Here is a 13,455-nt window from a genome sequence, read left to right on the forward strand (position 1 = left end):
AGGCACGTACCGGGCGAAATCACCCCTGGTACAGCCGTCGTTTCGCGATGTACTGCACCACACCGTCCGGCAGCAGGTACCAGACCGGGCCACCGGCGGCCACCCGGCGGCGGCAGTCGGTCGAGGAGATGGCCATCGCCGGGACCTCCACCAGACTCACCGTGTCGGCCGGCAGGTGCGCGTCGGACAGTTCGAAGCCGGGACGGGTCACCCCGATGAAGTGCGCCAGCTCGAACATCTGGTCGAGATCCTTCCAGGAGAGGATCTTCTCCAGCGCGTCGGCTCCGGTGATGAAGAACAGCTGCACCTTCGGGCCGTACTGGTCGTGCAGGTCACGCAGAGTGTCGACGGTGTAGGTCGGCCCGCCCCGGTCGATGTCGACCCGGCTGACCTGGAACCGCGGGTTCGAGGCGGTGGCGATCACGGTCATCAGGTAGCGGTCCTCGGCCGGGCTGACCGGCTCGTCCGCCTTCTGCCAGGGCTGCCCGGTGGGTACGAACAGCACCTCGTCCAACTCGAACCGGTCGGCCACCTCGTTCGCGGCGACCAGGTGCCCGTGATGGATCGGGTCGAACGTGCCCCCCATGATCCCTATCCGTCGGATCTTCTCCTCCACGTGGTGATCGTAGGCCGGCCGCCCCGCCGGACGGCCCCGGCATGGGACAGATCGCAGTGCCGGGGCGACCGGCGGCAGGCGGGGCGGTTCGGCGGGACGGCGGTTCGGCGGGACGGCTCAGCGGGTGCGGGCGAGCAGGGCCCGGCGCAGGTCGTCGTCGGCGTCGGTGATCACCCGACGCAGCCCGCGCGGCAGGTCAGGCCGGGCCAGCAGCGCCGCCGCCAGCTCCCGGGTCCGCGTCGAGACGGCGTAGCGCGGATAGCCGGCGGCCGCGACCCGGTCGGCCACCCACTGGGTACGCCGACCGGCCGCCTCGCCGATCTCGGCGAAGTACCGCTCCACGTAGGACGCGGTCAGCTCGGTCTGCTCGGGTTGCCAGAAACCCGTCGCGTTGGCCAGCACCAGCCGGTTGGAGAGGTCGGTGTCCGCCATGACGACCTGCCAGGCCCGTTGCTTGGCGCCCCGGTCCGGTCGCGCCGCCCGGCACTCCGCCGCCCGCTCCGCCCCGGTGGCGCTGGGGTCGGCGACCTGCTCGGCGGCGATCTCCGACTCCCCCACCGCACCGAGTACGGCGAGCCGGCGCAACACCGTCCAGCGCAGGTCGGTGTCGACGGCGAGCCCGGCAGGTACGTCCCCACCGGCGAGCCAGCCGGTGAGCCGGCCGACGTCCCGGGTCGATGCGATCAGTCCCCGGGCGGCGGTGAGCTGCATGGAGTCGCCGGCCTTCGCCTCGGTCAGCAACCTGTCGCAGGCCGCCGCCACCCCGGCCAGCGCCGCCTCCCGCGCGTCCGGGTCCAGGTAGCGGTCGATCAGTGGCCGCACCATGGTCAACACGTCCTGAACGACGATGACCTCGGTCTCGGCCGGCAGGGCCGAGGTGATCATCTCCACCAGGTCGGTGACAGGTCGGTCCGCGTCGGTGGCCGCGTCGATCATCCCGCCCCAGAGCACCGCCCGGGCCAGCGGGTCGGCCAGTCCGGGCAGCACCTCCGGCACGGCGGCGGCGGAGGCCGGATCAAGACGGATCTTGGCGAAGGTCAGGTCGCCGTCGTTCGGCAGCAGCACCCGGGCCGCCGGTTCGCCGGCCAGCCCGGCGAGCACCGTACGGCCCTGGTCGTGCGCCGGGTCGAGATCCACCTCGAACCGGCGGCGCAGCCGGACGTCCGGGTCGGCTGTCCCCCCAGGCCCGGTCGGTACCGTCCCCGTCGAGGCGGCGTCGTAGAGCCCGACCCCGATCCGGTGCGGACGCAGCACCGGGTACGCCGTCGGCGCGCTCTGCACGATGGCGACCTCGGCGTAGCGCCCGTCCCCGGTCAGCCGTACCTCGGTCCGCAGCGTGTTCACCTGCGGTTGGCGCAGCCACACCTCGGCCCAGCCGCCCAGGTCCCGACCGCTGCTGGCGGAGAGCGCGGCGAGCAGGTCGGCGAGGGTGGCGTTGCCGAACCGGTGGGCGGCGAAGAAGGCCCGCAGCCCGGCCAGGAACGCCTCGTCACCGAGCCAGGCGACGAGCTGGCGGAGCACCGCGGCACCCTTGGCGTACGAGATCCCGTCGAGGTTGGAGAGCCCCTGCGCGGCGTCGGTCACCTCCGGCGGCGCCACCGGATGGGTGGACGGGCGCTGGTCGGCCGTGTATCCCCAGGCCTTGCGGCGCAGCCCGAACGTGGTCCAGGCCCGGTCGAACCGGGTCGCCTCGGCGATCACCCGGGTGCCGAAGTACTCGGCGAACGACTCGTTCAGCCACAGGTCGTCCCACCAGCGCAGGGTGACCAGGTCACCGAACCACATGTGCGCCATCTCGTGCGCCACGACGTTGGCCCGCGACTCGCGCTCGTCGTCGGTGACCGCGGACCGGAAGACCAGGTCGTCGCGGAAGGTCACCAGGCCCGGGTTCTCCATCGCCCCCATGTTGAACTCCGGGACGAATGCCTGGTCGTACTTGCCGAACGGGTAGCGCACCTCGAACAGTTCGTGCAGCCGGTCCAGGCACTGACGGGTGACCGTGAAGATCTCCTCGGCCTCCCGGTCGAGGTGCCCGGCGAGCGACCGGCGGCAGTAGAGGCCCAGCGGGATCCCGTCATGCTCCGCCCGGACCACGTGGTACGGCCCCGCGACGACGGTCACGAAGTACGTGGCCAGCGGCGGGGTCGGCGCGAACTCCCACCGGCCCGGGGCCGGGGTGCCGGCGAGTTCACCGTTACCGGCCACGGTCCACTCCGGCGGCGCGGTGACGGTCAGGGTCACCGGCGCCTTCAGGTCGGGCTGGTCGAAGCAGGCGAAAATCCGCTGCGCGTTGTCCATACCGGACATGGCGTAGAGGTAGCAGGCGCCGTCGGCGGGGTCCACGAACCGGTGCAGCCCCTCCCCGCTGTTCGAGTACGCCATCTCCGCCTCGACGGTGAGCACGTTCTCGGCACCCAGCCCGGTCAGCGGGTACTGGTTGTCCGCCAGCGCCTCCGGGTCCAGGTCGACGCCGTTGAGGCGTACCCGGAGCAGTTGCGCGGGTCGGACCTCGACGAAGGTGGTGGCACCCGGCGTCGTACACCGGAAGTGGACGGTGGTGGTGGACCGGAAGGTCCGCTCGTCGCCGGTCAGGTCCAGGTCGATGGCGTAGGACTCGGCGGCGAGCAGGGCGGCGCGCTCGGCGGCCGCTACCCGGGTCAGGCTCGACATCCGCATATCCTGCACCATGGGATCCCGCAGGCGGCGGATCCGGCGACCCGTTGATGGAGGAACCGACGATGGCGCAGCATCCGAAGGGCGATTTCGACCTGTCGCGCGCCGTGTGGCAACGTGCCGAGGGAGACGATTCGGAGGGCGCGGTCGAGATCGCCTTCGTCGACGACCTGATCGGCATGCGGAACTCCGCCGAGCCGGACGGTCCCGTGCTGGTCTTCACCCAGGCGGAGTGGGACGCCTTCGTGGCCGGCGCCCAGGACGGCGAGTTCGACCTCGAGTGAACCGGGTCGGCCGTCGGCCCTGGTCAACGCAGGTAGTCCCCGAGTAGGGCCGGCGTCAGTCCGGCCTCGTGCATCGCGGTCAGCGCGGCGGTGAAGTCGTCGACGAACCGGTCCCGGAAGTGCATCAGGATGATGTCCCCGGCGTGCACCCGGTGTTCCGCGGTCTGGTAGCGGACCTTGCCCTTGTCCACGGTCTCCGTCCAGAAGAAGGCCGCCTTCAGGCCGCAGTCCCGGGTCGCCCGCAGCGTGGTGTCGTCCCTGCTGCCGCCCGGCGGGCGGAACAGGAGCGGGCGGCGGCCGTACCAAGCGGCCAACCGGTCGGCGGATCCGCAGATCTCGCGCCGCTGGGTCCGGTACGACTTGCCCCGCAGCACCTGGTGGGTGACGGTGTGCGCCTCGATGGCCACGTTGTCCGGCAGGCCGCGGAAGAAGTCGGGGTCGTCCTTGACCGCGTTGGTGGTGAGGAAGAGCGTCACCGGCACGTGCGCGTCGACGAGCAGTTGGCGCGCCTCCGGCTTCCTGATCCAGCCGTCGTCGATGGTCAGGAACGCCACCGGCTGTTCGGTGGGGATCCGGCTGTACCAACCGGCCAGCGGGCCGTCGGGCACGGTCACCGGTTCCGGCACCGGCGCCGCCGGGAAGCGCGGCAGCCGGGCCGCGTACGGACCGGTCGGGACGGGGGTCGGGTTGCCGGGTCCGCCGTCCGCCGGGGACCGGCCCGCCCCGCCGGCCGCCGGGGACCGGTCCCCGGCCGGTCCGGTTCCACAGCCGCCCAGGCCGGACAGCGCAGCGGCGAACACCACGGCGAGCACCGGTACGGCCAGCGCCCGGCGCCGGCCACCGCCCCGTGCCGCCGACGAGCGTGCTGCCCGGACCGCCGCGACAGCAAGGTGAATCCGGTTCGCGCCCATCCGCCGACCCTAGGACGACAGACACCCCTCGCCAAGTGATGATCTTCATCGGGATCCGGAGCAAACTTCCTGGTCAGTCGGTCGTCCAGGACGGCCGCGGCGGTAATCAGCTTGCCGGCCCGAAACCGCCGCACCTACTCTGATCTTGACCTCGCGGCTGCTGAACCGACGAGCACAACCGGATACCGGCGGCACCGTCCGCCCGCCCGCACGCGTCCCGCGCGTGCCGATGGCCCACATCCACCTCCTGGCAGCCCCGAAAGGTTTCGCGTGCCCTCCTCAACTCCCACCGGACGAAGCTCAGCTCCGACCAGACGACCCGACCCCCGACCGGTCCGGATCGACGACTCCTGGCTCCACCTGCCCAACCCGTACGACGTTCCGGTCGAGATCTGCGCCCGAGCAGACGTACCTGTCGAATCCGTGGCGATCGACGAACTGCTCACCGTGCTGGAGACCGCCGACACGCTGCGGCGGCTCGGGCACGCCGTACCCGGGCTCGACACCGAGCCGCGCCTCGACCGGGTCGTCTGCACCCCCGACTTCCACAAGGGTGCCGGCATCCCGATCGGCACGGTGCTGCGTACCGTCGGCGCGCTGATCCCGCAGGCGGTCGGCAACGACATCAACTGCGGAATGCGGGTCGAGGCCACCTCGCTGACCGTGGAGCAGGTCCGGCCGCACCTCGACCGCCTGGAACGACGGCTACGACACCTGTTCTTCGAGGGGGGCCGCCGAATAGGGCTGACCCCCCGACAACGCGAGGGACTGCTCCGGGAGGGACTGCCGGGGCTGCTCGCCGACGGCGTACCCGGTGGGCCGGCCGCTCGGGCCGACGCCGGCGCCTGGCGGCAGGTCGGCCCGGACGACCTCGGCGACCTGGACGGCCGACTGCACTCGGTCGGCTTCCCGGTCTCCTCCGCCGACGACTTCCAGGACTGGATCACCAGCGGCGGCGGGACGAGTTACGACAGCATCATCGGCAGTGTCGGCGGCGGCAACCACTTCGCCGAACTGCAGTACGTCTCCCGGGTGCACGACGGCGCGACCGCGTACGCCTGGGGTCTGACCCCCGGTCAGGTGGTGCTGATGGTGCACAGCGGTTCGCTCTCGCTCGGCCACCAGGCCAACGCGACCGGCCGCGACCAGGCGAAGGCGGCCTGGCCGCGCACGGTGCCGATGCCCCGCAACCGGATCCTGCCGATGCTGCTCGACGAACGGACGGCGACCGGACGGCAGCGTTACCTGACCGCGTTCGCCAACGCGGCGAACTTCGCCATCGGCAACCGGTTCTTCCTGGCGCTGATGATGCGGGCCGGGCTCGCTGACATCAGCGCCGGAGAACTCCGGTCACGACTGGTCTACGACGCACCGCACAACCTGCTCTGGCCGGAACCGGACGGCGCCGTCCTGCACCGCAAAGGCGCCACCCCGGCGGGCGGGGCGGACGGCACCGGTCGGGACGGTGGCCGGGCCTGGGGTGAGCCGGTGCTGGTCCCGGGCTCGATGGGCGCACCGAGCCACCTGCTCCGCGGGCTCGGCAATCCCCGGTCGCTGGGCAGCGCCTGCCACGGCGCGGGGCGCAGCGTGCCCCGGGGTGCGGCAGCCCGGGGCAGCGACGACCAACTGGACGCGTTCCTGCGGGAGTTCCGGGTGGTCACCCCGCTCGACCCCGGCGATCCGACGGTGGCCGGCCGGCGGGACATCGTGGACGCCTGGCGGCGTGACCTGAAGCAGGAGGCGCCCTGGGTGTACAAGGAGGTCGGCCCGGTGGTGGAGAGCCTGCGCACCGCCGGGGTGGCTGAGCCGGTGGTGGAACTGCGGCCGATCCTGACAGTGAAGGGATGATCTCCCGGCCGCCGGTCGTGGTGGCCGCCGGGAAGCGACACCTCCGGCCGTCAAGGGGGTGACCCGAGGTCGGGCCGGTCGGGCGGAGTAGTTTCGCCCGACCGGCCCCGACCCGCTCCGATGATCCGTGGAGGCGGTGCGTCGGGGTCCGGGCGACAACATCCCATTGACGAACGTCGCGAGTTTGGCCCGTAGTCCCGGGATGCTCACTCCGGGCGCGGCGAGGCTGCCCACTCCGGCGTGTCCCCCTAGCGTGACAGGTCCTTTGTCCACTTGGAGCTGCGCCAAGTTGGGGAGCATGCATGCCGTCACCCGCGCAACCGTCATCAACCGCCCGTCTGCTCCGCACCGGCCTCACGGTCGCCCTGATCGCCGCGCTGGCCGCACCGGTCACCGGCGGCACGGCACCGGCCGCCGCGGTGGTGCTGCCCACCGGTTTCCAGGAGCAGGTCGTCTTCACCGGCCTCAACCAGCCGACCAATCTGGAGTTCGCTCCGGACGGCCGGATCTTCGTCGCCGAGAAGGGCGGCCGGATCAAGGTGTACGACGACCTCGCGGACACCACGGCGAGCGTCTTCGCCGACCTGTCGGCGAACGTGCACAACCAGCACGACCGAGGGCTGCTCGGCCTCACCCTGCACCCGGACTTCCCGACCCAGCCGTACGTGTACGTGCTGTACGCGTACGACGCGCCACCCGGGCAGACCGCGCCGTACTGGAACGACAACTGTGCCTCGGTCGGCGGCACCAACGGCGGCCGGTGCGTGGTGACCGGTCGACTCTCCCGGTTGACCGCCAGCGGCGACACCATGACCGGCACCGAGCAGGTCTTCGTGCAGGACTGGTGCCAGCAGTACGCCAGCCACGCCACCGGTGACCTGGCCTTCGGCGCCGACGGCATGCTCTACGTCAGCGCGGGCGACGGAGCCAGCTACGACCTGGTCGACTACGGCCAGCTCGGCAACCCGCACAACCCCTGCGCCGACCCGCCCGGCGGGGCGATGACCCCGCCGACCGCCGAGGGCGGCGCGCTGCGCGCCCAGGACCTGCGGACCCCGGCCGACCCGACCAGCCTGGACGGCACGGTGCTCCGGCTGGACCCGCTGACCGGCGCCGCCGCCCCGGGCAACCCGCTCGCGGCCAGCGCCGACCCGAACACCCGACGGATCGTCGCCCAGGGCCTGCGCAACCCGTACCGGTTCACCGTCCGGCCCGGCACCAGCGAGGTCTGGCTCGGTGACGTCGGCTGGACTCGGTGGGAGGAGGTCAACCGGGTGGCCAACCCGACGTCCGGGGTGACCAACTTCGGCTGGCCCTGCTACGAGGGCACCGGGCGGCAGAGCGGATACGACGGCGCCAACCTCGACCTCTGCGAGAACCTCTACACCGGTGACGGCCAGACCGCGCCGTTCTACACGTACGACCACGCGGCCCGGGTCGTCACCGGGGAGGCGTGCCCGACCGGCAGCTCGTCGGTCTCCGGAGCCGCCTTCTACCCGGCGGCCGGTGGCAGCTACCCGACCGAGTACGCCGGTGCGCTCTTCTTCTCCGACTACTCCCGGGACTGCATCTGGGCGATGCTGCCCGACGCGCCAGGCGGGCTGCCGGGGGCGGCGAACCGCCGTACCTTCGGCAGCGCCGCGGCCAACCCGGTCGACCTCGAGATGGGCCCCGGTGGCGACCTCTACTACGTCGACCACGCCGGTTCGGTACGCCGGGTCCGCTACTTCCCCGGCAACCAGCCGCCGGTCGCCTCGATCAGCGCCACGCCGACCTCCGGCACGGCCCCGCTGACCGTCACCTTCGACGGCACCGGATCCTCCGACGCCGACCCGGCCGACGTGGGCCGGCTCCGCTTCGAGTGGGACTTCACCAACGACGGCACCGTCGACGCGACCACCCCGACGGCGACGTACACCTACCCGGCCGGCGGACCGTACACCGCCCGGCTGACCGTGTACGACACGTTGAACGCCTCGGCCACCCAGACGGTGCCGATCCAGACCGGCAACAGCATGCCCACCGCGGTGATCGACACCCCGGACGCGGGCTTCACCTGGGCGGTCAACGACACGATCAGCTTCACCGGCCACGCCACCGACCCCGACCAGGGCACCCTGCCGGCCAGCGCCCTGCAGTGGCGGATGCTGCTGCACCACTGCTACACGCTGGACAACTGCCACACCCACACGCTGCAGGACTTCACCGGGGCCAGCGGCAGTCTGTTCGGGCCCGACCACGAGTACCCGTCCTACCTGGAACTGGTCCTGACCGCCACCGACAGCGGCGGGCTGGCCCACAGCACCAGCGTCCGGCTCGACCCGAAGACCGTCGACCTGACCTTCGACACCAGCCCGACCGGGCTGCGGCTGGTCGTCGGCGCCACCGAACAGGCGACGCCGTTCACCCGTACCGTCATCCAGGGGTCGAGCAACACGGTCAGCGCGGTCACCCCGCAGACCGTGGGCGGCGTCCCGTACGTCTTCGGCAGTTGGTCCGACGGCGGCGGCCAGTCACACGTGATCACGGCGCCGGCCACGCCGACCAGCTACACCGCGACGTACGCGCCGCAGTCCGGCAGTGTCCGGCTGCCGCAGTCGCAGTGGTCGGTGGCCGGGGCGGACAGTCAGGAGACCCTGCTGGTCAACGGCCGTCCCAACAATGTCCGGGACGGCAGTTCCTCGTCGATCTGGCACACCCAGCGGCTGCTGAGCAGTCCGAACCACCCGCACTGGATCGACCTGGACCTGGGCTCGACCCGGACCGTGAACCGGCTCTACTACCTGCCCCGGCAGGGTTCCACCGCCGGCCGGATCACCGGCTACGAGGTGTACGTCTCGAACAGCCGGAGCAGTTGGGGCACTCCGGTAGCGACCGGCACCTTCCCGAACAGCGCGGCGGAGCAGACCGTGACCATCCCGCCGACCAGCGGCCGGTACATCCGGTTGCGTACCCTCGGCGCCGTCGACGGCAGCCGGTGGGCGACCGTCGCCGAACTCAACGTCGGCGTACCCGGCTGAAAGGAAGGGCCCCTTCTTATCGCTCTTTGTAGAGGAAGGGGCCCTTCCTTTCACCTCCGCACCGGCAAGTGGGGGGTGCCGGCCCGGCCGCCCTGCTACCGTTGACGGCGTGCGGATGACAACGACCAGTTGGTGGGCGCCCTGACGGGCGGCCCTCGCATCCGCGTACCCGAAACAGCCAACGGCCGCCCCTCCCGGGCGGCCGTTTCGTTTGCGCTCCCCCGGGCGGTGGCGGCCCCCGTACCGGCAAGGAGTTACCGACCATGACCCCGACCGCGTCCCTCACCACGCCCACCGCGCACCCGCGGCCGACCCCCGGGGTACGCCGGATCACCGGCCTCAAACCCACCGGGCACCTGCACCTGGGCAACCTGCTCGGTGCGATCCGGCCGATCGTGACCGGCCAGTACCGCGCGGAGACCATCGTCTTCCTCGCCGACCTGCACGCGCTCACCGTGACGCACCAGCCGAACGAGGTACGGGCGAACACCCTGGAACAGGCGACCACGCTGCTCGCCGCCGGGCTCGACCCGGACCGGGTGACCCTCTACGTGCAGTCCCAGGTGCCGCAGCACACCGAGCTGCACTACCTGCTGGAGTGCACCACCGGCTACGGGGAGGCACAGCGCATGATCCAGTTCAGGGAGAAGTCCGTCACCCAGCCGAATGTCCGGCTGAGCCTGCTCAGCTATCCGGTGCTGATGGCCGCCGACATCCTGCTGCACGACGTGCACGAGGTGCCGGTCGGCGCCGACCAGAGCCAGCACCTGGAACTCACCCGGGCGGTCGCCAACCGGTTCAACACCCGCTACGGCGACACGTTCGTGGTGCCCCGCGCGGTCCTCCCGACCGTCTCGGCCAGGGTGATGGACCTGGCCGACCCGACCAGGAAGATGGGCAAGACCGCCGAGACCGACGCGGGAATCATCTTCCTGCTCGACCCGCCGGAGGTGATCCGCCGCAAGGTGACGCGCGCGGTGACCGATCCCGGCCGTACCGTCGAGTACGACCCGCAGTCCCGCCCCGGGTTGGCGAACCTGCTGGACATCCTCGCCGCCGCCGTAGGTGACCCACCCACCGCGCTGACCGCCGGCTACCGGTCGTACGCCCAGCTCAAGACGGCGGTGGTGGAGGCCGTCGACGGGTTGCTGCGGCCGATCCGGCTCCGGCACGCCGAACTCGCCCGCGATCCCGGGTACGTCCGGCAGGTGCTGGTCGAGGGAGCGGAACGTGCCCGGGACAGCGCGGCCGACACGGTGTACCGGGCCAAGCGGGCAATCGGCCTGCTGACCTGAAGCGACCACCGGTCCCGGCCGAGCGGACGCCTCCCCGGCTCACCGACCGACCCGACGCCCCGGCGGCCAGGTCGGCCCCGGTCAGCCGAGCCGACGCCCGACGCCACGCCAGCCGAGCCGCCGGCGGAAAGCACGGCCTCGGTCAGCCGAACCGACGCCGGCGCGACGACGGTCGGCCTGGCGGGGCGGCGGGTGTCAGGCCGGGACCGGGAGTCGCTTCTCGAAACAGACGCTCTGCGGGTTGTCGACGTACTCGCCGTAGACCGCGATCTCGGCGTAGCCGGCGGAGACGTACAGCCCGATCGCGCGGACGAGCTGGCGACCGGTCTCCAGCCGCAGCACGCTGTGCCCACTCCAGAGCGCCAGCTCCTCCAGGGCGCCGAGCAGTTGCCGGCCCAGACCCCGGCCCCGGTGCGCGGGGCGGACGTACATCCGGGTGATCTCGGCCGTCTCCCGGTCCACCGAGCGGATCGCCCCGCAGGCGACGGCCCGGCCGGCCTGCACGCCGACCAGGTGACGTACGTCGTCGTACGGCGAGAAAGCCCGCCGGTCGACCCGTCCGGTCTCCCGGAGTTCGCGCTGCTGCGCCACGACCAGGGCGGCCAGCTCCGGGTCCGACGACGGACGCGACTCGATCAGCACCCTGTCGACGTTAACCAGGAGGCGTTTCGACAAGGTTTCGCCCGGGTGGCCCGAATCCGGAGGTTGGTGAACTAATCCGCGTCCCCGTCGACGGTACCGGGGCGACCCGGCGCCCTCGTCCCCTCGTCGTCCGCGGTGTTCGCCGAGCTCCCGGCGCTGCCACTCGGGTCCGGCTGCGCCGAGGTCCCGGCGCTGTCAGCCGGATCCGGCTCCACCGTCCCGGCGTCATCGGCCACACCGTTCGCCAACGTTCCGACCTCACCGGCGGCCACGGCCGTCGCCGGCCCCTCGGCGGCCAACTCGTCCGCCGGACGCTGCCGACGGGCCTTGCGGGCCGCGAGCCGTTCCGCCGCCGTCGCCCGGGTCTGCTTCTCCTCCAGCCGCCTGTCGGTTCCCCTGGCGGTCGGCGTGTACTCCTCACCGGCGTACAGCGTCGGCTGCCAGTCGAACTCCCGCTCGCCGATCCGGACCAGGTCACCCGGCTCGGCACCGGCCTTGGCGAGCTGCTCCTCGACGCCCAACCGGGCGAGCCGGTCGGCCAGGTAGCCGACCGCCTCGTCGTTGTCGAAGTTCGTCTGCCGGACCCAACGCTCCGGCCTCGGACCCTTCACCACGTACGCCCCGTCGGGCGCCTGCTCGATGACAAAACCGGCGTCGTCGACGGCCGGCGGTCGGATGACGATCCGGGTCGGCTCCAGCACCGGCGCCGCCGCCCGGAACCGCTCGACCAGGTCGGCCATCGCGAAGGTCAGCTCCCGCAGCCCCTCCCGGGTGACCGCGGAGACCTCGAAGACCCGCAGGCCGCGCGCCTCGATGTCGGGCCGGACGATCTCGGCCAGGTCACGGCCGTCCGGTACGTCGATCTTGTTGAGTACGACGATCCGCGGCCGGTCGGCCAGCCCGCCGTACTCGGCCAACTCGGCCTCGATCGCGTCGATGTCGGCCAGCGGGTCGCGCCCCGGCTCCAGGGTGGCCGCGTCGACGACGTGGGCCAGCACGGCACAGCGCTCGATGTGCCGCAGGAACTCCAGGCCCAGTCCCTTGCCGGTGGCCGCCCCCGGGATCAGCCCCGGTACGTCGGCGACGGTGAAGGTGTGATCGTCCACCCGGACCACGCCGAGGTTCGGCACCAGGGTGGTGAACGGGTAGTCCGCGATCTTCGGCTTGGCCGCCGACAGGACCGAGATCAGCGACGACTTGCCGGCGGACGGGAAGCCGACCAGCCCGATGTCCGCCACGCTCTTGAGTTCGAGGACCGCGTCGAGCCGGTCGCCCGGCTCGCCCAGTTCGGCGAATCCGGGGGCCTTGCGTCGACTGCTGGCCAGCGCCGCGTTGCCCCGGCCACCCCGACCGCCACGGGCCACCTCGAACGTCGTACCGGCGCCGATCAGGTCGGCGAGGACGGTGCCGTCCATGCCGTACACGACCGTACCGTCCGGCACCTTGAGCACCAGGTCGGCGCCGTTGGCCCCGTCCCGGTTGGAACCCGAACCGCCACGGCCGTTCTCGGCCTTGACGTGCGGCCGGAAGTGGAAGTCGAGGAGGGTGTGCACCTGCGGGTCGACGACCAGGGAGACGCTGCCGCCGTGTCCGCCGTTACCGCCGTCGGGACCGCCGAACGGCTTGAACTTCTCCCGGTGGATCGACACGCACCCGTGCCCGCCGTCACCGGCCTGCAGGTGCAGCACGACCCGGTCAACGAACATCGTCACGTTGTCAATCCTTTCATCGGCGCCGGCACAGCGGCGGCGCAACCGTCGCCCGGATCACCGGCACGTACGGCGTCGTGCGGTGGCGCGGGACAGCGCTCCACACGTGAAACGGCGGAGCGGGCCGGGGACACCAGGTCCGCGGCCCGCTCCGCCGGAAAACTGAACGTTACCGCTCGGTCGGCACGATGCTGACGACCTTGCGGCCGCGCTTGGTACCGAACTGGACCGCGCCGTGGGCCAGAGCGAAGAGCGTGTCGTCGCTGCCACGGCCGACCAGGTCACCGGGGTGGAACTTCGTGCCCCGCTGCCGGATCAGGATCTCGCCGGCGTTGACCAGCTGACCACCGAACCGCTTGACGCCGAGCCGCTGCGCCGCGGAGTCGCGGCCGTTACGCGAGCTGGACGCACCCTTTTTGTGAGCCATCTGAGGACGACCTGTCTTTCCGCTGGACGC

9 protein-coding genes and 1 pseudogene are annotated in these 13,455 nt (G+C 71.9%); 4 read left to right on the top strand and 6 right to left on the bottom strand.

Annotation, left to right across the window (positions count from 1 at the left end; genetic code table 11):
- Nucleotides 1–19 precede the first annotated feature (19 nt).
- Both nadD and pepN read right to left on the bottom strand, forming a co-directional pair.
- Entirely contained in the window at nucleotides 20–616 is a 597-nt protein-coding gene (gene nadD / locus V1633_RS33715; protein WP_331218345.1) for a nicotinate-nucleotide adenylyltransferase, read from the bottom strand.
- A gap of 117 nt (nucleotides 617–733) precedes the next feature.
- Nucleotides 734–3,286: an aminopeptidase N gene (pepN, locus tag V1633_RS33720; RefSeq protein ID WP_331218346.1), complete on the bottom strand. Its 2,553-nt coding sequence runs from the start codon at nucleotides 3,284–3,286 to the stop codon at nucleotides 734–736.
- Between the two features lie 68 nt (nucleotides 3,287–3,354).
- Between pepN and V1633_RS33725 the strand changes: the two genes are divergently transcribed.
- Complete coding sequence (locus V1633_RS33725; RefSeq protein WP_331218347.1) at nucleotides 3,355–3,573, top strand: DUF397 domain-containing protein; 219 nt, start codon at nucleotides 3,355–3,357, stop codon at nucleotides 3,571–3,573.
- Nucleotides 3,574–3,596: 23 nt separating this feature from the next.
- Here the strand turns inward: V1633_RS33725 and V1633_RS33730 are convergent, their stop codons facing one another.
- Nucleotides 3,597–4,484 carry a polysaccharide deacetylase family protein gene (locus tag V1633_RS33730; protein WP_331218348.1) on the bottom strand — a complete coding sequence of 296 codons (888 nt, stop codon included), beginning with the start codon at nucleotides 4,482–4,484 and terminating at the stop codon, nucleotides 3,597–3,599.
- Between the two features lie 270 nt (nucleotides 4,485–4,754).
- On the opposite strand from V1633_RS33730, the gene V1633_RS33735 reads away from it, so the two are divergent.
- The 3 genes from V1633_RS33735 (at nucleotide 4,755) to trpS (ending at nucleotide 10,647) form a co-directional block, all read left to right on the top strand.
- Nucleotides 4,755–6,332 carry an RtcB family protein gene (locus V1633_RS33735; protein WP_331218349.1) on the top strand — a complete coding sequence of 526 codons (1,578 nt, stop codon included), beginning with the start codon at nucleotides 4,755–4,757 and terminating at the stop codon, nucleotides 6,330–6,332.
- Between the two features lie 302 nt (nucleotides 6,333–6,634).
- A complete protein-coding gene (locus V1633_RS33740) occupies nucleotides 6,635–9,352 on the top strand; it encodes a PQQ-dependent sugar dehydrogenase (RefSeq protein ID WP_331218350.1) in 2,718 nt (905 codons plus the stop codon).
- Between the two features lie 263 nt (nucleotides 9,353–9,615).
- On the top strand, nucleotides 9,616–10,647 hold the full coding sequence (gene trpS / locus V1633_RS33745) for a tryptophan--tRNA ligase (protein WP_331218351.1): 1,032 nt from the start codon (nucleotides 9,616–9,618) through the stop codon (nucleotides 10,645–10,647).
- A 195-nt stretch (nucleotides 10,648–10,842) separates the two neighbouring features.
- On the opposite strand, the gene V1633_RS33750 is transcribed toward trpS, so the two are convergent.
- From V1633_RS33750 to rpmA, 3 genes and pseudogenes are all read right to left on the bottom strand, one after another.
- Entirely contained in the window at nucleotides 10,843–11,289 is a 447-nt protein-coding gene (locus tag V1633_RS33750) for a GNAT family N-acetyltransferase (protein ID WP_331218352.1), read from the bottom strand.
- Nucleotides 11,290–11,570: 281 nt separating this feature from the next.
- A pseudogene (obgE, locus tag V1633_RS33755) lies at nucleotides 11,571–13,001 on the bottom strand (GTPase ObgE); the annotation flags it as partial.
- Nucleotides 13,002–13,167: 166 nt separating this feature from the next.
- The gene (gene rpmA, locus V1633_RS33760) at nucleotides 13,168–13,425 is read right to left on the bottom strand and encodes a 50S ribosomal protein L27 (protein ID WP_331218353.1); all 258 of its coding nucleotides are present in this window, start codon (nucleotides 13,423–13,425) and stop codon (nucleotides 13,168–13,170) included.
- Between the last annotated feature and the right edge of the window lie 30 nt (nucleotides 13,426–13,455).

Source organism: Plantactinospora sonchi, from assembly GCF_036422035.1.
In the GTDB taxonomy this organism is placed as follows: Bacteria; Actinomycetota; Actinomycetes; order Mycobacteriales; family Micromonosporaceae; genus Plantactinospora; species Plantactinospora sonchi.

What these genes read in the sequence shown, in the direction of transcription:
- pepN (WP_331218346.1), bottom strand. Translation starts at nt 3,286, where the DNA reads ATGTCGAGCCTGACCCGGGTAGCGGCCGCCGAGCGCGCCGCCCTGCTC.
- V1633_RS33725 (WP_331218347.1), top strand. Translation starts at nt 3,355, where the DNA reads ATGGCGCAGCATCCGAAGGGCGATTTCGACCTGTCGCGCGCCGTGTGG.
- V1633_RS33730 (WP_331218348.1), bottom strand. Translation starts at nt 4,484, where the DNA reads ATGGGCGCGAACCGGATTCACCTTGCTGTCGCGGCGGTCCGGGCAGCA.
- V1633_RS33740 (WP_331218350.1), top strand. Translation starts at nt 6,635, where the DNA reads ATGCCGTCACCCGCGCAACCGTCATCAACCGCCCGTCTGCTCCGCACC.
- trpS (WP_331218351.1), top strand. Translation starts at nt 9,616, where the DNA reads ATGACCCCGACCGCGTCCCTCACCACGCCCACCGCGCACCCGCGGCCG.
- rpmA (WP_331218353.1), bottom strand. Translation starts at nt 13,425, where the DNA reads ATGGCTCACAAAAAGGGTGCGTCCAGCTCGCGTAACGGCCGCGACTCC.